The sequence below is a fragment of the Collinsella sp. OF02-10 genome (genome assembly GCF_003463445.1).
Classification (GTDB): Bacteria; Actinomycetota; Coriobacteriia; order Coriobacteriales; family Coriobacteriaceae; genus Collinsella.
In genome coordinates this window covers 20831-43122 of sequence record NZ_QSCW01000010.1, presented here as the reverse complement: position 1 = coordinate 43122, position 22292 = coordinate 20831, and the positions used below count along the sequence as shown (strand labels likewise).

The following is a 22292-nucleotide window of genomic DNA, read 5'->3' as shown; positions in this document are numbered from 1 at the left end:
TGGCTCTACAAGGCCACCAGATGCGATTTAAGGCTCTTTTTTGCTTTGCACGCCCTTGGCCCACTCGGCACTGGCTCTCATGGCATTCTCGAGGGCCTCGCGCAGTTTTTGGTCTTCGATGGGCGCCACCTGGCGCTCGATCTCGGTGCACTCGGCCTCACTTAGGTCGGCGTGCGGGGCCGGCGGGCGCTCGGTCGTCGCCGGGCGCAGGCGCTCCTTGGCGGCGGGCGGCGTGTGACCGGGCGCGGTGGTTTTGAACACCAGGCCGTCCACATGCGCACCGGCGCGCTCCATGCGCGCACGGATGATCTCGCGCAACAACGTCATTTCCTGCGTCCACGAGGGCGAGTCGAGATACACCAGCAGCTCATTGGACTCGGGCAGGTAGCGCAGCCCCGTCACATGCCGTCCCTCGCGCGTGCCCGAGCACACCGCGTTCCATGCGCGATAGACCGCGCGCGACTCCTCGGCGGCCTCCATCTGCGCACGGCGCTTAGGCGTTGCAGCCGCCAGGATGCGCTGGCGCTCTGCGTTCAAAAATCCACTGAAGGCGACTGTCTCGCTCTCGCGCTCGTAATTAGCACGTCTCACCCATGCTCACCACCTTGGCTCGATCAAGCAGGTCATCGGTAAAGTACCCCAGGTTGGTCGTAGTTATGACCGTCTGGATATCATCGCCGATCAGCCGCAGGAAAGCGCCGCGACGCTCGCCGTCGAGCTCGCTCATCACGTCGTCCAAAAGCAGCAGCGGGGCGGTGCCCAGGACATCGCGAGCCACGGCCACCTCGGCCACCTTCCAGGACAGCACCAGCGTGCGCTGCTGTCCTTGGCTGGCAAATGAACGGGCGGAGCGACCAGCCACGGTGAACTCGATCTCGTCGCGATGCGGTCCCACCAACGTCACGCCGCGGCGAATTTCCTCGTCGGCATGCTCGTCAAGGGCAGCCAGCATGCGCTCGTACGCCCAACCCTTCAGCTCTTCGCGATCCTCGACCTGGGGCAAATCCCCCAGCGTGGACGCATAGGTCACGTTGGCAGCCTCGCCGGACGCCACTTGCCCGTAGGCAGTGTGCACATGGCCCGCCAGCCGGTCGAGTAGGGCCAACCGGTGCACGAGCAGGGCCGAGCCCGCGCGAGCAATCGAATCGTTCCACGCGCCGAGCATCTCGCGACAGCACCAGGTCTCCTTGAGCAGGGCGTTACGCTGGGTCACGCAGCGCCCATAGGTGCTCGCAAGATCGGCATAACGCGCGCTCAGCTGCATGCCAAAGTCATCGAGGGCGGCGCGGCGCACACTGGCGCCTCGCTTAACCATGTCCAGATGGTCGGGGCAAAACAGCACGCTCGGCAGAATCCCGCGCACACCGGCGGCAGAGCATCTCTTGCCGTTGCGACTAAACGAGCGCTTACCGTCCTCCGCGCTCAATCCCATATCAAGCACGCGGCCGTCGCCCTCGAGCCTCAGCTCGATCTTGCACGAGCCCACGCCGTCATGGACGAGCTCGGCTGCGGTCGGATGCCTAAACGAGGCGCCGCTCGTCAGCAGCTGCAGCGCCTCTATGAGATTGGTCTTTCCCGCCGCGTTGGGTCCCGCAAGTATCGTCACGCCCTCGTCCAGGGCAAGGCGATAGCTATCGAAGCTGCGGTAGTGCGCGACGGAAAGATCGCGGGCGAACATGGTCATGGCGCAGCGCTAGATGCGGACCGGCATGACCAGGTACAGGTAGTTGATCTTGTCGTAGGACTTGAAGATGCCCGCCTGCGAGTAGCTCTTGAGCTCCAGCGTGATCTCCTTCTCCTTGGACAGGGCATTGAGGCAGCCGAAGATGTAGTGGTAGTTGAAGGCGATGGTACCCGACTCGCCCTCAGCCTCGACATCGATCGTCTCCTGCGCAAGGTCCTGGTCATTGGAAATGGAGGACAGGCCCATCTGCCCGTTCTCGACATCGATCTCGAACTTGACGGCGGGGTTGGCGCTCGCGATAACGGCCACGCGCTTGAGGGCGGCGTTAAAGGCGGCGACATCGATCTTGACGCTCGTCACGCACGAATCGGGGATGAGCTGCTTGTAGTTGGGGTACACGCCCTCGATGCGACGCGACACGTAGGTGGTGTTGCCGGCCTCGAAGACGACCTGGGTGTCGGTAGCCCCGATCATGATGGTCGCCTGGCTGGCCATGATGTTCAGCGCGTCGTTAAAGGCGTCAGCCGGAACGTTGAGCTCAAAGGAGCCCTCGAGGGTCGAGGTCTCGACCTGCGTATCGCACACAGCCAAGCGGAAGGAATCGGTCGCCACCAGGCGTACGGTGTTGTTCTCGACCTTCATGTGCACGCCGCCCAGGATGGGGCGAGCCTTGTCGGTCGAGGTGACGCGCCACACGCGGCCGACCATTTCGGACAAGACATCGGTCGGCAGCTCCACGGCACTCTCGATGGCATAGGCCGGAAACTCGGGGAAGTCATTGGCATCGAGCGTGTTCAGCCTAAAAGAGCTCTTCTCGCAACCAATCAGCACCTGGCGCTCGGACAGCTCAAAGGTGACCGGGGCATCGGGGAGGGTCTTGGTGATATTGGAGAGCATCTTACAGGGGATAACCATCTCGCCCTCTTCTTCGACATGCGCCGCGATGCGATGACGGATCGAGATAGTGTAGTTAGAGGTCTGGAATTCCAAGATGCCGTCTTGGGCCTTAACGAGCACGCCCGACAGGATGGGAAGGGTGGATGCCGAAGCGACACCCTTCATAACGACGCCGATGGCTTGTGTAAGCGAGCTCTGGCTGACGGTGAACTTCATCTTTTAATACCTTTCTATAGATATAAATATCTTAATAATAGTAATAGCACTGACGAAACTGTTGATTGCTCCCAAAGACGCAGGTCAGACCAAGAAAGAGAATCGACAGCAACCTGTGTGCAACAGGGGTGGTTTTCCACGTTCAAAACCTGCGCAAAACTTTTCATCACCGCGGGTTGGGTTTTAGACACCTTATGCCCGTGGTTTCGACAAGTTTTCAACAGGTGTCTCTATTTCCCTACGAGCGCAGTGTAATTTTATCGCGCAGCGACTTGAGGTCTTCGGTGACGGTGCGGTCTTCCTGGATCATCTTCTGGACCTTTTTGTAACTCGTGCTGACGGTCGAGTGGTTGCGGTTGCCAAATTCGGCGCCCACCGCCGTGGTCGTCATCTCGCACATCTCGATGGCCAGGTAGATAGCGATATGGCGTGCTTTGGCGATATTGGCGTTGCGACGCGGGCCGATGAGCTCCTCGTGCGTCACGCCGTACTGCTCTTCGATGACGGACTGAACCGTCTGGACGTTGATCTTTTTGGCCGATGTGTCAAAGTACTGGCTGGCGATGGCGTCGATATCGTCAAAGGTGAGCTCCCCGCCCTCGCGCTCGCGGTCGCCCGCCTCGCCGGCGCAGCGCTCGCAAAAGCTCTCGAGTTCGCGGATGTTGGTGCCCGAGACCTCGGCCATGTGTTTAAAGTGCTCGTCGGTTAGGTGCCCGCCGTCGCCCCCATAGGCCGCCAGCAGCGAGTCGTCGCCTGCCTCGGGAGCGGCGACGATGGTGTTCTCGTAATAGCGCTGCAAGATCTTGTATTTCATTTCGTAGCTGGGCTCTGCGACCAGGCAGAGCATGCCGGCGTTGAAGCGGCTCGTCAGACGCTCGTCCATGCTCAGGTCCTTGGGGGCGCGGTCTGCCGCGATGACGACCTTCTTGTTGTTGCGGATGAACTCGTCCATGAGCTGGAAAAAGTAGTCCACGCTCGCGCGCTTGCCGATGATGTTTTGGATGTCGTCGATGATGAGCACGTCCACGCCGTGGTACGCCTGCATGATGGGGGCGTTGCTCTTCTTTTGGCGGTCGAACTCGGTCATCAGGTCGTCCAGATATGCCTGGGAGTTGGCATACTTGACCTTGATCTCGGGCGACTTTTCGGCGAGCTCGTTTTTGATGGCAAGCAGCAGGTGCGTCTTGCCCAGGCCCGATTTGCCGTAGATGAACAGTGATGTGCACGTGCCCCGCTCGTCCGCGAGGGCGGCAAACTTGAGTGCCGAGCGATAGGCATGGCTGTTCTCGGGGCCGTAGACAAAGTTCTCAAAGGTAAATTTTGAGTTCGCGGCGAGCGGGGCTCCATCCGTATTCTGTTCGGCCGGCGCGGTCGGTGCTGGCATGGGTGAAGCGGGGGTCGCAGCTTGCGTGGATTTAGTTGGCGCTCCGCCCTTCATCTGGTTCATCATGCGACGAAAATCATCGGCCGAGAGCGTGTTCTTGATTGCAATGCCCGAATCCGCGCCCGTCGTTGCGTCGTGAGCGATGGGCATGTGCGTGACGGGTGCGTTCGTTGACGTCGCCGCCGCGGTCGGCAACGGTGCCATCGTTTCACGGGAAACATCGCTGTGCTGGTGCTCGATTGTCGGCACGTCGCCTGCGGAGGCCGGCGCCGCCGGAGAAGCAGCGGGAGCAGCGCCGGGCGCCGTCGCGGCAGCGGATTCGGCCGTTGCGCCTTGCGGTGCCACGATGTCGAGCGCGATCGGTGCAAAGGCGATTTCTTCCAGATAGGCCTCAATAGTCGGCTGATGCTTTTTGAGCTGCGCGATGGCAAAGCGCGAGGGGGCCTCGATCGTGAGCGTATCTTCGGTCAGGCTTATGGCGCGCGATTGCCCCAGCATGTTGATGAGGCGTGCATCTTGGCCGTCGCGCTGGCAAAAGGCGATGGCATCCCCCAGGATGATGCTTGCTTCCTCGTCCACTGTCTCTCCCGTCCTTTAGCTCTGAGCTCGCACGCGAGCGGCGCCGAGTTCGGTCAGATGGTATTTCTGGCCATGCTTGATGACCAAGCCGGCCTGCGCCAAGTCATTGAGCGTGCGTGACCAAGTGGGGGCCGAGTTTCCAAACGCCCTCGCCAGATCGGTTGCACCGCACGCTTGATTTTGCGCCAGATAGCCCAGCGCGGCGTTGCCGCGATCGCTTACGAACACGTCCGGCTGTGGCTGCGCATACTGATTTGCTGCATTAGGATACATCATTTGAGCTGCTGATTGTTGAGAACTCTGCATCGGCGGCATTTGCTGTTGAAAACTTTGAGGCCACTGTTGGTAAGGCTGCGGAGGCATCTGCTGGGCCCAGGGGTTGTACTGCTGCTGCGGCATCTGCTGGTACGGCTGCTGATATCCCTGCTGGTACTGCTGTGGGAACTGCTGACCATACCCCAGTGGCGGCATCTGCTGATATGGATATCCCTGTTGGTACGGCTGATATCCCATTTTCTGGGCACCCGGTGCCCCCGTCGCCTGCTGCATTGCTGCTGCATCCTGATCCGCCAGCGGCATGGCCTCTGGCGCGTTTGGCGGCATCGACATCGATGCCGCCTGGGGCTCTTGTGTAGGAAGCATTCCGGGCTGCTGCATCTGTCCCACGGGGGGCTGCATCTGCTGCGTTGCCATGGGCTGCTGCGCAAAAGCTCCCGGCAGGGGATATGTGGGCTGCTCCGTCTCGGGCCGCACGGCAGCACCGCGTCCGACGGCACGCTCTATTTCCTGCACGCGTTTAGGGTCCAGGCTTACCGTAACCACGGTGCCGTTGCCCATGTTGTCCTCGATGGACACGGCCCCGCCGGCGTTTTCCAAATACTCCTGCACCATGGGAAACCCTGCTCCGGTTCCACGGATATAGCGCTTCATCTTGCTGTTTGCGCTGGTAACGCCAAAGTCGAAAGCGCGCTCCTTATCGTCGATGCCGGGTCCTTGATCAGCAAAGCGGATGGTGTCTCCGCCGTCCAGAATCGAGATGATGGGCTCGGCAAAGTGTGCGTGGATAAAGTTTTCGACAATCTCGCGGATGACCATGAGCGAGATATGGCCACCTTGTTCTTTCATGCACTGGTAGACGGTGTTGGTCGTCTCTTCCAAATACGTGCGGACATCTTGCGGATCAATGACGATCACACGCGGTGTCGACAGCATGTCGTCATAGACGGCGATGCGCGCGGCGTACATGGCTTTTGGCGCCTGCGTGGTCGTCTGCTCGCCTTCCTCACGCTCTTCGCGCACGCCGGTGATGTGCTCGTTGTCGGGTGCCGGGTCTCCGGAATCGACCATGGTGTAAAAGTCGTCAGACATGCCGCTCGCAATCTTTCAAAAGGTTTCGAACAAATAGTAGCTCACCGTGCAATGTTTCTCATCTTTCGACAACTTTTCAAAACCTGTTGAAAACTTTGGAAAACGGACGAAAAGTTCTCAACATTGCCAACATGACCTGTTGAAAACTCGATGAAATATCGTGAAAAGTTGCTATGCACCGCTAAATCGAGCTCGGCTTATGGGGGAACCGTGTGAACTGCGCAACCTTTTACCTTTGATTTCTTGACATTTGAACATTGATTTCCCTACAATCTTCAAGCTCACGTGTCTATATCTGCGTCCGCGCCCCCGCGGACACTCGAAATGCAGCAGGAGGAACTTAAGATGAAGCGTACGTATCAGCCTAATAAGCGTAAGCGTGCCAAGACCCATGGCTTCCGTGCCCGTATGGCCACTAAGGGTGGTCGTGCCGTGCTCGCCCGTCGTCGCGCCAAGGGCCGCAAGCGTCTCACTGTCTAGCAGCGATACACACATCTCGCATGAAGACTATTAAGTCTCGGCAAGATTTCGAGCATGTGTTCAGTCAGGGGCGTCGTTTCAATCACCCTCTGATTCGAATGACCATATGTGAATCGGTTGGCGAAGGCGACTCCGGAAGGGTCGCCTTCGTTGGTGCTAAACGGCTCGGTTGTGCTGTCGTGCGCAACCGTTCTAAGCGTGTGATGCGCGAGGCCGCCCGCAGCTGTGGATTTCCCGTTGCGGGTTATGACATCATCTTGTTCGCAACTCCCAAGACGAGGGTTTCCTCGCCGCAGGAGATGGACAATGCATTGCGTTCGCTTATGAAACGCGCCGGCGTTGCCGGGGAGGAGCGATGAGCAATCACGTTTTGCGACGTGTTGCCATCGCTCCTATTCGCATATATCAACAGGTTATTTCGCCCTTATTGCCTGACGCCTGCATTTATTACCCAACGTGCTCGCAATACGCCGTCCAGGCGATTGAGAAGTACGGTGTTTTGAGAGGCTGCTGGCTTGCCGTGAGGCGCATCGCTCGCTGCAATCCCCTGCACGTCGGCGGTTATGACCCTGTGCCCTAGCGGGCACTCGCTATCGGAGGAAAACTTACATGTGGGATTGGATCGTTAACATCCTTTTCGAGCTGCTCAAGCTCATCCAGACCTTTGCGGTCGACTGGGGCCTGTCCATCATCATCCTGGTGGTCATCATCCGTCTGCTGCTGACGCCGCTTATGCTCAAGTCGACCAAGTCGACGGCTCGCATGCAGGTGCTGCAGCCCAAGATGCTCGAGATCCAGGAGCGCTATGCCGACGATCCCCAGCGTCAGGCCGAGGAAATGCAGAAGTTCTACAGCGAGAACAAGTTCAACCCGATGGCTGGTTGTCTGCCGCTGTTGATTCAGATGCCTGTCCTGTTCGCCCTATTTACGCTGCTGCGTAACCTGCCGGACTACTTTAACGACGGCACGTTCTCGTTCTTTAATATTCTGCCCGACCTGACCACCACGCCGAGTGCCTCCTTTGCCGATGGCTTTATGGTCGCGCTGCCTGCGCTGGTCTGCCTGATTCTGTTCGCTGTCCTGACCCTGATTCCGCAGCTCTATATGTCGCGCAACCAGACCGGCCAGCAGGCTCAGAGCATGCGTATGATGGCCGTTGTCATGACGGTCATGATGCTTTGGATGGGCTGGAGCCTTCCCGTTGGTGTTCTGCTGTACTACGACGTCTCGTCTGCTTGGCAGGTTATCCAGCAGATTTTTGTGACGCAGAAGGTCATCGACAAGGCGAAGGCCGATGAGGAGGAGCGCCTTAAGAACGCGCCGCTGCAGGTTGAGGTCACTCGTCGCGAGAAGAAGCCGCGCCCGCACAAGAAGAAGTAGTGGGATATCAATCTTATTTAGGTACCTAACTTTTGGAGTACGTTATGTCTGAAGAGATCATCGAGGATATGCTTGAGGAGGTTGCCCCGCAGGTCGCGGGCGATTATCCCGAGATTGCACAGCGCTACAAGGCTGGTGAAGAGCTGACCGACGAGGAGCTCGACACCATTGCCGATGTCGCGATTTCCATCCTGCGTTCCATCCTTTCGCACTTCGATGCCGCCAACTCTCCTATCGATGAGTATGAGGGCGACGAGGGTGAGCTGATTTTGGATGTAACTGCTCCCGACCTTGCTGTTCTCATTGGCCGTCATGGTCGCACCCTTGATGCCCTTCAGGTTATGTTCTCATTGCTGGTGAGCCGCAAGCTCGGCTTTAGGTATCCGGTTGTAGTGGACGTCGAGGGATACAAGAGCCGCCGTCAGGACAAGGTTGCCTCCATGGCTCAGTCTGCTGCCGAGCGTGCCATCCGCACTCATAAGAGTGTTTCGCTTCCGCCCATGAATGCCTACGAGCGCCGACTGGTTCACATTGCACTTCGTGGCAATGACGCCGTCGATACTCATTCTGAGGGTTCTGACCCCGATCGCCATGTGGTGATTGTTGCTCGATAATCTACTCGAGCTTATGCTAAGGGGACGTGGTTTCCACGTCCCCTTTTTTTGTCAAAAGTTCTCGATACACTGATTTTTGTCAGAAAGGAGCTTTCGTTGTTAGTACTTACTGATCAGCAGGCTGACGAGATGTTGAGTCGTCTAACTTCCTATTGCAAAGAGTATTCCTTGAGCTTAACTGATACTGAGCTGAGGAAATGTATTCAACATTTGGATTTGGTTCTGGAAACAAATAAGACAACCAATCTCACCCGTATTCTTAACATAGAAGATGCTGTGGTACTTCATATCCTAGACTCACTTGTTTTGCTCCCCTATATCAATAAGGCTCCTGAGGGAGCTTTGCTCGATATGGGAACAGGTGCGGGCTTCCCTGGTATTCCGTTAACCATAACCACGCATCGTAAAGCTACTTATATTGACTCTGTTGGTAAGAAGGTTGATGCTGTCAATTCTTTTGTTGATGTTCTTGGATTGAAACATGCTCATGCGGTTCATGATCGCCTTGAAGAATATGCTCGAAGCCATAAGAAGCAGTTTTCTGTCGTAACCGCCCGCGCACTTGCCCCTCTACCGATTCTTGTTGAGTATGCTGCTCCGTTCCTCAAAGACGGAGGGCTATTTGTTATCACCAAGGGTAATCCTTCGGATGAGGAGCTTGCTTCCGGCATGTCAGCAGCTAAGATTTGCGGCTTCACTTTGCTTCTGAATGACGCAATCGATTTGCCTGAGGGCTTGGGCCACAGGGAGTTCATTGTTCTTAAAAAGAGTCATCCGGCATCCGTTTCATTGCCTCGTGCAAATGGCATGGCAAAGAAGAATCCGCTTGCCTAGATGTTTCACGTGAAACATAATGGATACTAACAACTTGCAGTGTTTCACGTGAAACATGGCGGTTGATATCGAATCGGAATGTTTCACGTGAAACATCCTCCGTTTGACAGCTTTAATACACACCAGGAGGGACCGTGGGATTTCGCGACGTTAAGCGTTCTAAGAGCGCAAAAGACACGCGTATCATTGCAATCATCAATCAAAAAGGCGGCGTCGGTAAGTCAACGACGGCTGTGAACCTTGCAGCAGCACTGGGTGAGCAGGGTCGTAAGACACTGATTGTCGATTTTGATCCGCAGGGAAACAGCACCAGTGGATTTGGAATTGAAAAAGAAGACCTTGATCGCTGCATCTATGATGCATTGTTGAATGATGTGCCGGCAGAATCGCTTGTTCTTGATACAAATTGCAAAAAGGTATTCGTAATTCCAGCTACGATTCAGCTTGCAGGTGCCGAAATTGAGCTCGTAAGCGCAATTGCTCGTGAAACCCGCCTCAATGATTTGCTTGAGCCGATTCAGGACGAGTTCGATTTTATTTTCATTGACTGTCCTCCTTCGCTCGGCCTGCTTACTATCAATGCCTTGACCGCAGCAGACAGCGTTTTGATTCCGATCCAGTGCGAGTACTACGCACTCGAGGGCGTTACGAAGCTGCTAGAGTCAATGAAGATGGTCAAATCACGTCTGAACAAGGGCTTAGACACCTATGGTGTGCTTATGACCATGTATGACTCGCGTACTTCTCTATCGAATCAGGTTGTTGAGGAGGTTCAATCGTACTTTGGTGATAAGGCATTTAAGACGCTAATCCCCCGTACGGTTAAAATCTCCGAAGCTCCGTCTTTTGGAGAACCGGTAATTACCTATGCACCTCAAAATAAGGGTGCAAAAGCGTATATGAACCTTGCAAAAGAGGTGATCAAGCGTGCCTAGTGTAAAGAAACGTGGCGGTTTGGGACGTGGACTCAATGCTTTGATCTCAGAGGCCGAGTATGAGACCGGTGGATCTGCTGTATCTGCTTCAAATGCCGCATCTGTAACAAAACTACCTATTGAGGATATCGTTCCCAACCCTAATCAACCGCGAATTCATTTTAATGAAACTGAACTTCGCGAGTTGAGCGAGTCAATCCAAGAACATGGCGTTTTGCAGCCGCTCTTGGTTCGCAAGCATGGAAACGGTTATGAGATCATCGCTGGTGAGCGTCGTTACCAGGCGTCAAAGCTTGCTGGTCTTGAGGAACTGCCTGTCATCATTAAAGATGTTAATGATGAAGAGATGCTGGCTCTTGCTCTTATCGAAAACCTTCAGCGTTCTGATCTGAATCCCGTCGAAGAGGCTAAGGGCTATCGCCAGCTCATCGATGCTAGCGGTATGACCCAGGAGGCATTGTCGAAGGCCGTAAGCAAGTCACGCTCTGCAATTACAAACTCGCTGCGCCTTCTCGATCTCCCCGAAGTAGTTCAGCAGATGATTTTTGAGGGTAGACTTACTGCTGGTCATGCACGTGCGATTCTTGCAGTTCCCTATGTAGATGCTCGAATTCGTCTTGCAGAGAAGGTTGTTGCAGAGGGTCTTTCCGTCAGAGCGACAGAAAATCTTGCTCCGTTGTTTTCTGCCGGAGAGACACCTAAGACGCCGCGGCCTGCAACGCCTCAGTCTTTTAAAAAGGCTGCGCGTGTACTTCGTCAGGTATTTAATACCAACGTGCGTGTGAAGAGCTCGCGTGGAAAGAATAAGATTGAGATTGAGTTTAAAGACGAGGAAGAGCTCTCTCGTATTCTTGGTGAAATGATTCAGTTTGATCAAGGAGGCCAAGATGAGGAATAAGATTTTTACTGCGATTGCGTTGGCGACGACTGTCGCGGCTGGTGCCTTTGCTGGTTATAAGATCGCGACAGACGATGAACTTCGAGGCCGTTTGCTTCGTGGCGCGCAAGATATCGTTGATACATCCAAGAAGAAAATGGATGTTATGACAGAAGATGTTGCCATGCGAACTGCTCAGGTAACGAAAAATCCTAAGATTAATCAAGGTTGGGTTAGCAACCAATGGGAAAATGTAGGCTATTAGGTACCTAACAATTACCCTGCATATTTTGAGGGCCCTTGTCTGATTCATGAGACATGGGCCCCTTATTTTGTCCGTAAAAAATGGGAAAGGTAGCAGCTGGTCCAAAATTGAGGTCAATAAATGAAACGGCCCCGGTTGCATATCCTGCAACCGGGGCCGTTCGATGTTTCACATGAAACGTTTTGGAGTGCGACTCCCCTATGCGTTCTTCTGAACTTTGAAGCGCTGTTTCAGCTGTCCGCAAGCGGCGTCAATATCGTTACCACGGGAGTTACGAATCGTGGTCTCGATGCCACGGGACTCAAGACGACGCTGAAGATCCTCAACCTTATGAATCGGCGACGGCTTGAGCGGGCTGCCCTCGATGTCGTTAAGCTGAATCAGGTTAACGTGGCACAGCGTTCCCTCGCAGAAGTCGCAGAGCGCCTGCATCTCGGGATTCGTATCGTTGACGCCTTCGATCATGGCATACTCATAGGTCGGGCGGCGGCCAGTCTTCTCGGTGTAGAGCTGAAGCGCTTCGTGAAGGCGAAGCAGCGTGTATTTCTTAACACCGGGCATGAGCTTATTGCGCGTCGACTGGATGGCGGAATGCAGGGAAACGGCAAGCGTGAACTGCTCGGGGATATCGGCAAATTTGCGAATACCGGGAATAACGCCGCTGGTAGAGACGGTGAGGTGACGAGCGCCGATACCGATGCCATCGGGGTCGTTGAGGATACGCAGTGCCTTGAGAACCTCGTCGTAGTTGGCAAACGGCTCGCCCTGGCCCATGAAGACAACGCTTGTGGCACGCTCGCCAAAGTCGTTGGATACATGAAGCACCTGGTCGACGATCTCTTGAGCGGTCAGAGAGCGCTTGAGGCCGTTGAGACCGGTAGCGCAAAAGGCACAGCCCATGCCGCAGCCTGCCTGGGTGGAAACGCAGACGGAAAGTTTGTTACGGCGGGGCATGCCGACAGTCTCGACGGAAATGCCATCGTGGTACTCGAGCAGATACTTGCGCGAGCCATCTTTGGAAACCTGCTTGGTGATTTCAGTCGGCGTATCAAAGGCAAAAGCCTCTTTAAGCTGCTCACGGAAAGCCTTGGGAAGGTTGGTCATATCGTCAAACGAACAAACGTTCTTCTCAAAGACCCATTCGATGAGCTGCTTCGCGCGGAAGGCGGGCTGGCCAAGTTCGGCCACGAGCTCGCGAATATCGTTTTGGCTCAAGTCGCGAATGTCCTGAGATTTAGTCCTGGGATTCATGGAAGCCTTTCGATTTTGGGGAAACGTAGAGGGTATCGCTACAATATGGTATCAGCTGCAGAAATTATAGAGGAGGAGTCTGCCCATGCCGGGTAAAAGCCTAGAGAACATGCACGTAGCGGTCTTGGCGGGCGGTCATTCCGCCGAGCGCGAGATTTCGCTCGATTCGGGAAAGAACGTTGTGGTGGCACTGAAGGAAGCCGGCTACACCTCGGTGGAGCTGCTTGACACGGCCGCTGATGACTTTATGGTAACCATGGCGAACGGCGGATTCGATGTGGCATTTATCGCCATGCACGGCGCCGGCGGTGAGGATGGCGCCATGCAGGGTGCCATGGAGACCCTGGGTATCCCCTACACGGCCTCGGGCGTACTTGCCAGCGCCTGCGGTGCCGACAAGGAGGTCTCTAAGCTCCTATACGCCAAGGCGGGCATTCCCATTGCCCCCGGCCTTGCGCTCGAGGTGGGCGATGAAGTCGATATCGATCATATCGTCGAGGTTTGTGGCGAGCGTTGCTTTGTGAAGCCGGCCGTCAACGGTTCCAGCTATGGCATTTCCCTGGTCCATGAGCCCTCCGAGCTGCCCGCGGCAATCGCCAAGGCGTTTGAGTACGGCGACAAAGTGCTGGTCGAGAAGTGCATCGAGGGTACCGAGATCACCGTCGGCGTATACGGCGAAGATGACGTGCGCGCCCTGCCGATTGTCGAGATTCGTAAGCCCGAGGACTGCGAGTTCTACGATCTGGACGTGAAGTATGTCGACCCTACGGATATCCATCGCATTCCGGCGCAGATTTCAACCGAGAATTACGCTCGCGCTCAGGAACTTGCCTGTGCCGCTCACAAGGCCCTCGGTTGCCTGGGTATCTCGCGCAGCGACTTTATTGTGAGCGAGGACGGCCCCGTTATCCTCGAGACCAATACCATTCCCGGCATGACCGATACGTCGCTGTATCCGGATGAGATCCGCCACACCGACGACATGACGTTCCCGCAGGTCTGTGACAGCCTGATCCGTATGGGCCTTCGTCGAGCGGGCATTGCATGCTAATCGAGGACGCGGTTTCGTCAGGAACGCCGCAGTTTGTCATCGACTCCTATGCCACGCTTGCCGACCGCGCCAAAACGCAGTCCTTCGGCCTTATCGAGGAAGATGTGATTATCCTCGATACCGAGACCACGGGTCTTTCGGTGCAGGACAACGAGCTGATCGAGATCTCGGCGGCCCGTCTTTCGGGCCGCGAGGTCATCGACCGCTTCGATACCTTCGTGCATCCCAGGCAGCTGATTCCCGCCGAGATTACCGAGCTCACGAGCATTACAAATGCCGATGTTGCAGATGCCCCGTCGGCGGTTGAGGCCGTCGCCGCTCTCGCCGATTTTGTCGGTGGCTGCCCGGTGATCGCACACAACGCCACGTTCGACCGCTCGTTTATCGAGTCGGTCAAAGGCGGCGTCAACGTGAGCGATATTTGGATCGATTCGCTGGCGCTGTCGCGCATCGCGCTTCCGCGCCTGGCCTCGCACAAGCTGTCTTTTATGGCCGATCTGTTTGGCTGCGACTCGGTATCACACCGTGCCAATGCCGACGTCGACGCCCTGTGTGGCGTATGGCGCGTGTTGCTCGTGGCGCTCACCGACTTGCCCCAGGGCCTCATGGCGCGCCTAGCCGACATGCATCCGGACGTGCCTTGGTCCTATCGTCCTATCTTCTCATTCTTGGCAAGGCAGAACCCTGGTTCTATCTTCTCTCTCAGCGCCGCTCGTGCTGACGTTCTCAAGGCCGATCGCGCCGACGATCGGGTGGACGCCGATGAGCTGCCGGTTCTCAAGATGCCGAGTCGTGAGGAGATCGAGGCAGACTATGCGCCAGGTGGCCTGGTCAATCGCATGTATCCCACCTACGAGCCGCGTGATGAGCAGATCGCGATGGCACTCGAGGTCCGCGATGCGCTGGTCACGGGCACTCATCGAGTAATTGAGGCAGGCACAGGCGTCGGCAAATCGATGGCCTATCTGGTGCCTTTTGCCGAGGCAGCACGCCGTAACAACATCACGGTAGGTATTGCGACCAAATCGAACAATCTTGCCGACCAGCTCATGTACCATGAGCTGCCAAAACTTGCCGAGCAACTGGACGGTGGTCTGTCATTTTGCGCTCTCAAGGGGTATGACCACTATCCGTGCCTGCGCAAGCTCGAGCGCATGAGCCGCGGCCAGGTCGAGATTACCACCAAGCGCGATCCGGCGGACACGCTCACGGCGGTCGCGGTCATTATGGCGTACGTCTGCCAATCAGCCGATGGCGACCTCGACTCGCTCGGCATTCGGTGGCGCAGCGTCAACCGTCCCGACTTTACGACGGCCTCGCGCGAGTGTGCTCGTCGCCTCTGCCCGTTTTTCCCTGATAAATGTTTGGTCCACGGCGCTCGCCGTCGTGCGGCGCATGCCGATGTGGTGGTCACCAACCATTCCCTGCTGTTCCGCAACGTCGCGGCCGAGGGCAGGATTTTGCCTCCGATTCGTCATTGGGTAATCGACGAGGCCCATTCCATCGAGCGCGAGGCGCGCCGTCAGTGGGCGCGTGTGGTGTCGGCGGACGAATCGCGCGTTCTGTTTGAGCGTCTGGGTGGCTCGAGCACCGGCGCGCTAAGCCAGGTTTCCCGTGATTTGGCAACCTCCGAGGGCTCTACGCTCTATCTGGGCCTTACTGCCAAGGCGACGTCGACGGTTGCGCGCGCGAGCATGGCGATCGCCGGCGTGTTCGATGGCGTTCGCGAGCTCGGCCGCCGTGCGCGTGGGGGTTATGACAATGCCAATCTATGGATTGGCCCCGAGCTGCGCGAATCTGACGACTGGCATGATTTCTTACAGTCGGCCTACACTGGCATCGACGCATTGGAACAAGCTGACAAGAGCGTCGACGCGCTGGTGCAAGCCGTCGCCGCCGACAAGCCAGAGGTTGTTGTCGACCTGGGTGATATCTCGCGCCGCCTGCACGAGCTGGCCGAGAACCTAAAACTCATCATTGATGGTACCGATGAACACTACGTGTATTCGCTGCAGGTCAATCGCAGGCTGCGTGCCGGCGGAGAGTCAATGACCGCAGAGCGCATCGACATTGGCGAGGCCTTGGCAACCGAGTGGCTGCCCGAGGTTCACACGGCTATCTTTGCCTCGGCGACCATGACGGTGTCCAAAAGCTTTGAGCACTTTAACCATGCGGTCGGCCTTGATCGCATCGGTGCTTCAACGTCGTCATCGCTGCACTTGGATTCGAGCTACGACTTCGATTCGAACATGGCTGTAGTCGTTGCGGGCGATATCCCCGATCCGCGCGATCGTGAGAGCTATCTTACGGCGCTCGAGCGCGTACTGGTCGACGCCCATCTTGCCATGGGTGGATCGGTGCTCACGTTGTTCACCAATCGGCGCGACATGGAAGACCTGTACGCCCGCGTTGAGCCCAAGATGGCCCGGGCGGGTCTGGAACTCAACTGCCAGCAGCGCAACTCATCTCCTCGTCGCCTGCGCGACCGGTTTATCAACGAACCGACCTCGTCGCTTTTTGCGCTCAAGGCCTTCTGGGAGGGGTTTGATGCCAGCGGCGAGACGCTGCGCTGCGTCATCATTCCCAAGTTGCCGTTCTCGAGCCCCACGGACCCGCTCTCGTGCGAGCGCAACCTGCGCGAAGACCGCGCATGGGCGCGCTATTCGCTGCCCGAGGCGGTGCTCGAGGTTAAGCAGGCCGCGGGGCGTTTGATTCGCTCGTCGACCGATAGCGGCGTGCTGATCTTGGCGGATCCTCGCCTGGTGACGAAGGGCTATGGCAAGAAGTTCTTAACGTCGCTGCCCACGAGCTCCTACCAGCGCATCGAATCGGCGCAGATCGGGCACTATCTACAGCTGTGGCGTGCACGCCACGAGCGGCGGCGCTAAAGCGGACAGACGAGGGTTTTTGCCATATCGCACAGACGCTTTGACAGGGCGGGGTCATCCAAGATGCGGATGGCTCCGCCCGCTGCGATTATCTGGCTCAGCAGCCAACGCTCGGAGCCGTAATGTACGGTTACCGTTGCCATGTCTGTCCCGCTGCGTTCGATTAGGGTGATGCCGGCCCAGTCCAGATGCTCCGCCATATCGAATGGCATCAAGAGCTTTGCGCTACGCTGCGTCCGGGCAAGGGAATCGTGGAGGGATGCAACGTCCGGTGCGTGAGGCACGACGGAGTCTTCCGTCAAGGCGAGTCCCTCGATTTTATCCATGCGATAGGTGCGCTGCTCATCGACCGCGATGTCCCAGGCAATCAGATATGTTTGGTCGCCGTTTGCTGTAATGCGCAAGGGGTCGACCAGACGCTCGCGTGGCCGCGCATCGTCCATCGAGCGATACGAGATACGACAGCGAACGCCGTCCTGAATGGCGCAGCTCAGCTGCTGCCAGTGCGACCCGTGGTTGACGGTGTCAAAGACGTGCTGGTTATAGCCGAGCTCTTCGGGTAGAAGAGCATGTCGAATTCGAGCCGCCGCCTGGGGCTCGATCCCCAACGATTCAAGTTCGTGGTTGAGCACAGCGCCCTCGGCGGCACTCAGGCGCAGCGGTAGTACACGCCCGGCGTCACCGGTGAGGACCACGCGCTCGCCGTGGCATTCGCAGATGATACGCGCACCCGATTCTCGGTCCGCGAGCGTCGAGACGATCTCGAGAATCTCGTCGAGCGACGCCCCCGTGATGTCAAAGCGACTGCAAATCTCGGTTCGTGTCATGCCGCTCTCGCCGGCGGCGTAGAGGGCCTCCATGATGTCGATGGCGCGCGAGAGCCTCTGCTCGCTGGTGAGTTTACGCACGGGCATGCTCGTGCACCGTCCTTTCAATGAGGTGGTTCCACGCCTGCTTGAGCGATTTGGGGGCCATGGGCCTCATGCCGTCCATGGCGTGGGCCATGCAAAATGAGGCGGCGGCTTCAAGATCGCGCACGTCAACGGTCCAAGTCCATCCCGAATCGGTGTGTGCGAGCTCACCTCGCCCGCGCGTGAGGCCGTTGATCATATCGATCTGCGTCTGCGGGGCGAACGAGAACGTAGCCGCAACGGGCGGGCGGTCGGCAAAATCGAATTCAAAGAACAGGTAGTCGTTGAGATTGAAGTCTGCAGGGATGGCGTAGGCCTTCGAAGGACGCCAAGCGCGAACGATACGGTCGCAGCGGAATGTCCTGATGTCGTCGGTGGCATTGTCGAGGCCGCAGAAGTACGCAACGCCCTCGCGCTCGAACATGCCGTAGACGCAGACGGTACGCTCTTTCTGCTCACCGCGTCCGTTCTGATATAAAAATCGCAGTGCGCATCGCTCGGCAAAGGCGCTCCATACCGCATCGACGGTGGGAGAGCGGCGGATCGGTGCTTCGTCCGCCGTCGTCCTGCCGGTGAGGTAGGCAATCTTGGAACGAATATCGGCAAGCGGCGCGGCAAAAGTGGATGAGCCGGCCGCTATTGTCTGGTCGATAGCGTTGAGCAGGATATCGGCGTCGTCTGCGGTGATGAGGCCGCCTGCCGCAAACGTGTGCTCGCGGTCGATTGTCCATGAGCTTTCCTCGGTCTCCTGCGCGCCGGCGGGGCGAACCTCCTTGATTAAGATGCCGCGTTCGAGCAGTTTGTCACGATCGCGCCGAAACTTGCGCTTATCCGAGTCGATATTGCCCGAGCCATATCCCAGGTCAGAATCCAAGACGATCTGCTCGGTCGTCAGCGGTTCGGGGGAGCTGTTGAGCACAAAGAAAAGATTGAGGATGCGCTGAGCCGTTTTATCGAAACTGGGCTCCGAATTCCCCTTTTTAATTGTCGCGGTCGCGTCGCTTGCCGTCATAGAGTCCTCGCATGAGAAGGTGGTTTGCTGCCATGATTTTAGTCCGATATGGAGATTAGGCTATATCCTTGTCCGCTCGGGGCGTTAAGATGGCCCGAATTCGGTCGTTTGCGCTCGCTCGGGGTATACTTTCGACTATATACGGTTCTAATGTGCATGCATTGGGCCTATTTGTCGGATTATGGATGTGGAGCGCACATGGCGAACACCCAGAACTATATTAACCACCTGCTGCAGAACACCGGCATCACGCCGGCATGCAGCGAAGAAGAGCGCTTGGCTGCCGAGGATATCGCTCAGATCTTCCGCAACCACGGCTTTGATCCCGAGGTTCAGGAGTTCAATGCCCCGGCGCCCAGCAGGTTGGCATTTGCCGTTACCGGCATTCTTGCGTTTGCCGGCGCCCTGCTGATGGGCATCGGCGGCGGCATCGGCTTGGTCGGCACCTTGCTGGCCATTGTCGGTGCCGTTCTTTACGTGCTCGAGCGCACGGGCCATCCCGTGGTTTCGCGCCTGGGCAAGACGGGCGTGAGCCAAAATGTCATCGCCTACCACAAGGCCTCGGGCCCGCTCGCGTCTCCGCGCAACCGCCCGGTGGTCGTTGTCGCACACTACGACTCTCCCCGTGCTGAGCTGCTCGCCCGCGAGCCCTATGCTTCGTATCGTGCGCTCATCGCCAAGCTGTTGCCCGTTGCCACGGTTGCCCCTGCTGCCGTTGCCATCTTGCGTATCCTGCCGCTCCCCGGCGCGCTCAAGGTTCTGCTGTGGATTGTCGCGATCCTCGCTTCCCTCGTTGCGCTCGCCAACGCGGCAAACATCATTTCTAACCGTTTTGTGCTTCCCTATACGTCCGGCGCAGTGTGCAACAAGTCTTCTGTCGCCGCTATGCTCGGCGTTATGGACAACGTTGCTCCCTTCCAGGGCGAAAACGAGTTTCCCGACGATGTTCCGTTCGATACCTATTTTGGGGAGCAGAAGCGTCGTGCCGAGGAGATGGCGCGCGCAGCAGCGGAGTATGCCGCGGCCCAACAGCAAAACGACTACGGCAACACCATCGAGTATGAAGAGCCTACCTACGCCGAGGACGAGTTCGGTCAGCCGATTGCTCCCGACGCTCAGACCGAGCCCGAACAGGGCGAGGCTTTCGACGAGCAGATCGAGGGCTTTGAGGGTGCGTCTGCCGACGAGACGCTGATTGGCGCCATCGTGCCCGAGGATCAGAATCAGGCTGTCCAGGCCGAAGAGTTCAATGACGAGGTTCCCACTGCCGAGCCGGCGGAGGAGCCTGTCGCGGCCGAGCCCGAGCCCAGGCTCTATCGCAATGCCGCCGGCAACATCCGCTTTGGTTCGGATGCCATCCGTGCGCTCGGAATGCTTCCCGAGTCCTGCACGCTCGATTACGAGGAAGGCGAGGAGCCGACGTTTGAGCCCGAGCCTGCCCCCGTCGTGACTGCATCTGCGCCCGTTGTCGCCGTGGATGATGAGTCTGCCGCGGTTGCCGCTGCCGTTGCCGAGCCCGAGGCGGTGTCCGCGATCGATCCCGCGGCAGGACTGGACATTTTGGCTCCCGCCGCGCCGGCGCAAGACGTTGCGGATGAGTCTGACGACGATTACGTTGAACAGCCGAGGCGCGTGTCTTACGAGAGCGATACTGATTTCTCGGCCGAGATTCCCGCGGCAACGCCCCATGCCGATATTGCATCCGCGTTCTCTTCGATTGGCGCCAGCGCTTCCAACTTCTTTAAGGGCGCGCTTGCAAAGGGCAAGAAATTTGTCGACGATTTCGAAGAGAAGCGCGCTGTCGCACGCGAGGCTGCCGAGCAGGAAGCTATCGCTCAGCAGCAGGCAGCTGAGGCGGCACGTGAGCTCGCGGCGCAAGAGTTCGAGCAGAACGAGGCTATGCAGTCCGTGCCCGTCGACGCTGCCGAAGCTACGACGTCCTTTGAGTCCCAGCAACCGGCGTCCGCGGATGTTGTTGAGGCGACGACGTCTTTCGAGGCTCAGCAGCACGTCGATAGCACCATGTCGTTTGATGCCGCGCAGTTCGATTCCACGATAACGTTTGAAAAGCAAGGCACCGCGATTGCCGAGCCCCTTCCTGTTTCCGATGAGCAGGGCGACGCGGCAGACGATGACGAGCCTATTGATGCTGCCGAAATCCAAGATGCCGCCGAGGACGAGCCCGTCGAGGCCAACTGTGACGAAGAGCAATACGCGGCAGCCGAGCAAGATGATTCGACCGAGGTCGAGCAGGAGGAAGTGCCTGCGGTTTCCGAGGCTCCCGAGACAGATGAGTCGAGGCCTTACTCCACGCAGATTTTCACCATGCCGGCCCCGAGTGGTTCCGGTGCCACGGTTGCCGATGTTGCTCCCACCCAGGACGAAACGATCGATTCCCTTATGGCCCAGATTTCCTCCCAGGCATCACCACGTCCGCAGATGAATGTTCCCGATCCGGCGTCGGCTCCGTCGCCTGCACCTTCCTCGTCTCCGCTAGCTTCGGTCCCCGATCCGTCGCTGCCGTCGATGAAGCAGGCAAACGTTGCGTCTCGCACGTCGCTGTTCGACCTTCCCGACCCCTCCGCACAGGTCAACGACCCCTTTGCTACCGCTCAGGGTCCCGAACCCACATCGGCACCCGTTGCGCCTCCTAGGCCCGTTGCGTCGGGCGCACAGCCGATCGAGACCATTTCGGCTCCCGCCCCGGCGGCACCCAAGTCTCGCAAGCGCGGCCTGGGCGGCCTGTTCGGTCGTAAAAAGAAAAACGAACAGGACAGCATGAGTGACTGGCTGGGCGTCGAAGACGATTACGATGCCAAGAAGTCCGGTCGCGGCATCGGTTCGTGGGATAATTTCGAGGACGATAACGATGGCTGGAAGGGCGGCGCTACGTCTTCCGACGGCGCTTCTTCCGAAGATATGCTCTCGGCTGTTGCCTCTATGGGTGACGATGAGCTGCTCGGTCACGATATCTGGTTTGTGGCAACGGGCGCCTCGGATTGTGATGGCGCCGGTATGAAGGCCTTCTTGGCTTCGCATCGCGATAAGCTCCGCGGCGTATTCTTCATCAATCTTGAATCCGTCGGCGCCGGTAGGCTTTCGGTGGTGACGGTTGAGGGCGAACAGCAGCTGCTCAAGGGCGATCGCCGCATCATGAACCTGGTCAGCAAGGTGTGCAAGTCGTTCCATGTCGATTGTGGCGCGCTCGAGATGCCCTATGCCAAGACCGATGCCTATGCCGCGCTCGAGGCGAGTCGCCGAGCCCTCACCATCGCCGGCGTGGACGGCACGCGTCTGGCTTGCGCTCGTACCGAGGACGACCTGCCCCACAATGTCAACCCGACGAACATTGCCACGGTATCCGAGGTCGTGACCGAGGTTATCCGCCGTTCGTAGACGGAGCTCTAAGGAGTCAACGTGTTTTCGTATATTAAGCGCCATTGGCCTGTCTACGTGATTTTGACCTTGATTGCCATTGCGTTAGGGTTTGGAGCTGCCTACATCGTGGGCGCGAAGGGCTCGACCCCCGCCTCCGCAATCAGCGAAGAGGTGGAGCAAGAACAGAGCACGGGTGCCGATGGGATTCCTGAGTCCGAGCAAGCAATCGTTGATGGTGGATCTTCGTCTGCAGAGTAGATGCGGCGATTTAAATGATTGAAAGCGGGC

Annotated in this window: 21 protein-coding genes; 13 read left to right on the top strand and 8 right to left on the bottom strand. The window is 57.7% G+C overall.

The genetic code is table 11. The features are described from left to right. Nucleotides 1–27 precede the first annotated feature (27 nt). From DXA43_RS06315 to DXA43_RS06295, 5 genes are all read right to left on the bottom strand, one after another. Nucleotides 28–591 carry a DciA family protein gene (locus DXA43_RS06315; RefSeq protein WP_117806591.1) on the bottom strand — a complete coding sequence of 188 codons (564 nt, stop codon included), beginning with the start codon at nucleotides 589–591 and terminating at the stop codon, nucleotides 28–30. Further along, the gene (locus DXA43_RS06310; RefSeq protein ID WP_117806590.1) at nucleotides 578–1684 is read right to left on the bottom strand and encodes a DNA replication/repair protein RecF; all 1107 of its coding nucleotides are present in this window, start codon (nucleotides 1682–1684) and stop codon (nucleotides 578–580) included. The genes DXA43_RS06315 and DXA43_RS06310 overlap by 14 nt, the downstream gene beginning before the upstream one ends. 9 nt (nucleotides 1685–1693) lie before the next feature. Further along, complete coding sequence (gene dnaN, locus DXA43_RS06305) at nucleotides 1694–2797, bottom strand: DNA polymerase III subunit beta (protein WP_099432409.1); 1104 nt, start codon at nucleotides 2795–2797, stop codon at nucleotides 1694–1696. A gap of 238 nt (nucleotides 2798–3035) precedes the next feature. Beyond that, nucleotides 3036–4760 (bottom strand): DnaA ATPase domain-containing protein, encoded by a 1725-nt coding sequence (locus tag DXA43_RS06300; protein ID WP_117806589.1) that lies wholly within the window; start codon nucleotides 4758–4760, stop codon nucleotides 3036–3038. Between the two features lie 15 nt (nucleotides 4761–4775). Then, nucleotides 4776–6128, bottom strand: coding sequence for an ATP-binding protein (locus DXA43_RS06295; RefSeq protein WP_117806588.1), 1353 nt, complete (start codon nucleotides 6126–6128; stop codon nucleotides 4776–4778). 345 nt (nucleotides 6129–6473) lie between these two features. Here DXA43_RS06295 and rpmH point away from each other — a divergent pair, with 345 nt between their 5' ends. The 9 genes from rpmH to DXA43_RS06250 all read left to right on the top strand — a co-directional run bounded on the left by rpmH (nucleotide 6474) and on the right by DXA43_RS06250 (nucleotide 11513). Further along, on the top strand, nucleotides 6474–6608 hold the full coding sequence (gene rpmH / locus DXA43_RS06290; RefSeq protein WP_019127408.1) for a 50S ribosomal protein L34: 135 nt from the start codon (nucleotides 6474–6476) through the stop codon (nucleotides 6606–6608). 20 nt (nucleotides 6609–6628) lie between these two features. Then, nucleotides 6629–6967, top strand: a complete 339-nt coding sequence (gene rnpA / locus DXA43_RS06285; RefSeq protein WP_082435526.1) for a ribonuclease P protein component — start codon at nucleotides 6629–6631, stop codon at nucleotides 6965–6967. Further along, the gene (yidD, locus tag DXA43_RS06280; RefSeq protein ID WP_022093804.1) at nucleotides 6964–7188 is read left to right on the top strand and encodes a membrane protein insertion efficiency factor YidD; all 225 of its coding nucleotides are present in this window, start codon (nucleotides 6964–6966) and stop codon (nucleotides 7186–7188) included. Before rnpA ends, yidD begins: the two co-directional genes overlap by 4 nt. A gap of 29 nt (nucleotides 7189–7217) precedes the next feature. After that, on the top strand, nucleotides 7218–7988 hold the full coding sequence (locus DXA43_RS06275) for a YidC/Oxa1 family membrane protein insertase (protein ID WP_055251326.1): 771 nt from the start codon (nucleotides 7218–7220) through the stop codon (nucleotides 7986–7988). Between the two features lie 44 nt (nucleotides 7989–8032). Beyond that, on the top strand, nucleotides 8033–8602 hold the full coding sequence (locus tag DXA43_RS06270; RefSeq protein ID WP_022093802.1) for a R3H domain-containing nucleic acid-binding protein: 570 nt from the start codon (nucleotides 8033–8035) through the stop codon (nucleotides 8600–8602). 96 nt (nucleotides 8603–8698) lie between these two features. Next, complete coding sequence (gene rsmG / locus DXA43_RS06265) at nucleotides 8699–9436, top strand: 16S rRNA (guanine(527)-N(7))-methyltransferase RsmG (RefSeq protein WP_233540033.1); 738 nt, start codon at nucleotides 8699–8701, stop codon at nucleotides 9434–9436. A gap of 134 nt (nucleotides 9437–9570) precedes the next feature. Next, entirely contained in the window at nucleotides 9571–10371 is an 801-nt protein-coding gene (locus tag DXA43_RS06260; protein WP_117806587.1) for a ParA family protein, read from the top strand. 43 nt (nucleotides 10372–10414) lie between these two features. Then, nucleotides 10415–11269 (top strand): ParB/RepB/Spo0J family partition protein, encoded by an 855-nt coding sequence (locus DXA43_RS06255; RefSeq protein WP_117806612.1) that lies wholly within the window; start codon nucleotides 10415–10417, stop codon nucleotides 11267–11269. Beyond that, a complete protein-coding gene (locus tag DXA43_RS06250) occupies nucleotides 11259–11513 on the top strand; it encodes a hypothetical protein (RefSeq protein WP_099432405.1) in 255 nt (84 codons plus the stop codon). Before DXA43_RS06255 ends, DXA43_RS06250 begins: the two co-directional genes overlap by 11 nt. A 198-nt stretch (nucleotides 11514–11711) precedes the next feature. Here the strand turns inward: DXA43_RS06250 and rlmN are convergent, their stop codons facing one another. Then, nucleotides 11712–12764 carry a 23S rRNA (adenine(2503)-C(2))-methyltransferase RlmN gene (gene rlmN, locus DXA43_RS06245; protein WP_117806586.1) on the bottom strand — a complete coding sequence of 351 codons (1053 nt, stop codon included), beginning with the start codon at nucleotides 12762–12764 and terminating at the stop codon, nucleotides 11712–11714. An 85-nt stretch (nucleotides 12765–12849) separates the two neighbouring features. Between rlmN and DXA43_RS06240 the strand changes: the two genes are divergently transcribed. Then, nucleotides 12850–13815, top strand: a complete 966-nt coding sequence (locus DXA43_RS06240; RefSeq protein ID WP_117806585.1) for a D-alanine--D-alanine ligase — start codon at nucleotides 12850–12852, stop codon at nucleotides 13813–13815. Continuing rightward, a complete protein-coding gene (locus DXA43_RS06235) occupies nucleotides 13809–16703 on the top strand; it encodes a helicase C-terminal domain-containing protein (protein WP_117806584.1) in 2895 nt (964 codons plus the stop codon). The genes DXA43_RS06240 and DXA43_RS06235 overlap by 7 nt, the downstream gene beginning before the upstream one ends. On the opposite strand, the gene DXA43_RS06230 is transcribed toward DXA43_RS06235, so the two are convergent. Beyond that, nucleotides 16700–17617, bottom strand: a complete 918-nt coding sequence (locus DXA43_RS06230; RefSeq protein ID WP_117716220.1) for a YafY family protein — start codon at nucleotides 17615–17617, stop codon at nucleotides 16700–16702. The genes DXA43_RS06235 and DXA43_RS06230 overlap by 4 nt on opposite strands. After that, nucleotides 17604–18626 (bottom strand): YafY family protein, encoded by a 1023-nt coding sequence (locus DXA43_RS06225; protein ID WP_117647825.1) that lies wholly within the window; start codon nucleotides 18624–18626, stop codon nucleotides 17604–17606. The genes DXA43_RS06230 and DXA43_RS06225 overlap by 14 nt, the downstream gene beginning before the upstream one ends. A 198-nt stretch (nucleotides 18627–18824) precedes the next feature. Between DXA43_RS06225 and DXA43_RS06220 the strand changes: the two genes are divergently transcribed. Both DXA43_RS06220 and DXA43_RS06215 read left to right on the top strand, forming a co-directional pair. Next, complete coding sequence (locus tag DXA43_RS06220) at nucleotides 18825–22022, top strand: hypothetical protein (RefSeq protein WP_117806583.1); 3198 nt, start codon at nucleotides 18825–18827, stop codon at nucleotides 22020–22022. A 21-nt stretch (nucleotides 22023–22043) separates the two neighbouring features. Beyond that, a complete protein-coding gene (locus tag DXA43_RS06215; protein ID WP_022094153.1) occupies nucleotides 22044–22262 on the top strand; it encodes a hypothetical protein in 219 nt (72 codons plus the stop codon). Nucleotides 22263–22292: the final 30 nt, after the last annotated feature.

Coding starts and splice junctions, on each gene's coding strand:
- DXA43_RS06220 (WP_117806583.1), top strand. CDS start 18,825: ATGGCGAACACCCAGAACTATATTAACCACCTGCTGCAGAACACCGGC.
- DXA43_RS06225 (WP_117647825.1), bottom strand. CDS start 18,626: ATGACGGCAAGCGACGCGACCGCGACAATTAAAAAGGGGAATTCGGAG.
- DXA43_RS06295 (WP_117806588.1), bottom strand. CDS start 6,128: ATGTCTGACGACTTTTACACCATGGTCGATTCCGGAGACCCGGCACCC.
- DXA43_RS06310 (WP_117806590.1), bottom strand. CDS start 1,684: ATGACCATGTTCGCCCGCGATCTTTCCGTCGCGCACTACCGCAGCTTC.
- rlmN (WP_117806586.1), bottom strand. CDS start 12,764: ATGAATCCCAGGACTAAATCTCAGGACATTCGCGACTTGAGCCAAAAC.
- DXA43_RS06270 (WP_022093802.1), top strand. CDS start 8,033: ATGTCTGAAGAGATCATCGAGGATATGCTTGAGGAGGTTGCCCCGCAG.
- DXA43_RS06235 (WP_117806584.1), top strand. CDS start 13,809: ATGCTAATCGAGGACGCGGTTTCGTCAGGAACGCCGCAGTTTGTCATC.
- yidD (WP_022093804.1), top strand. CDS start 6,964: ATGAGCAATCACGTTTTGCGACGTGTTGCCATCGCTCCTATTCGCATA.
- DXA43_RS06230 (WP_117716220.1), bottom strand. CDS start 17,617: ATGCCCGTGCGTAAACTCACCAGCGAGCAGAGGCTCTCGCGCGCCATC.
- DXA43_RS06240 (WP_117806585.1), top strand. CDS start 12,850: ATGCCGGGTAAAAGCCTAGAGAACATGCACGTAGCGGTCTTGGCGGGC.
- DXA43_RS06275 (WP_055251326.1), top strand. CDS start 7,218: ATGTGGGATTGGATCGTTAACATCCTTTTCGAGCTGCTCAAGCTCATC.
- dnaN (WP_099432409.1), bottom strand. CDS start 2,797: ATGAAGTTCACCGTCAGCCAGAGCTCGCTTACACAAGCCATCGGCGTC.
- rnpA (WP_082435526.1), top strand. CDS start 6,629: ATGAAGACTATTAAGTCTCGGCAAGATTTCGAGCATGTGTTCAGTCAG.
- DXA43_RS06250 (WP_099432405.1), top strand. CDS start 11,259: ATGAGGAATAAGATTTTTACTGCGATTGCGTTGGCGACGACTGTCGCG.
- rpmH (WP_019127408.1), top strand. CDS start 6,474: ATGAAGCGTACGTATCAGCCTAATAAGCGTAAGCGTGCCAAGACCCAT.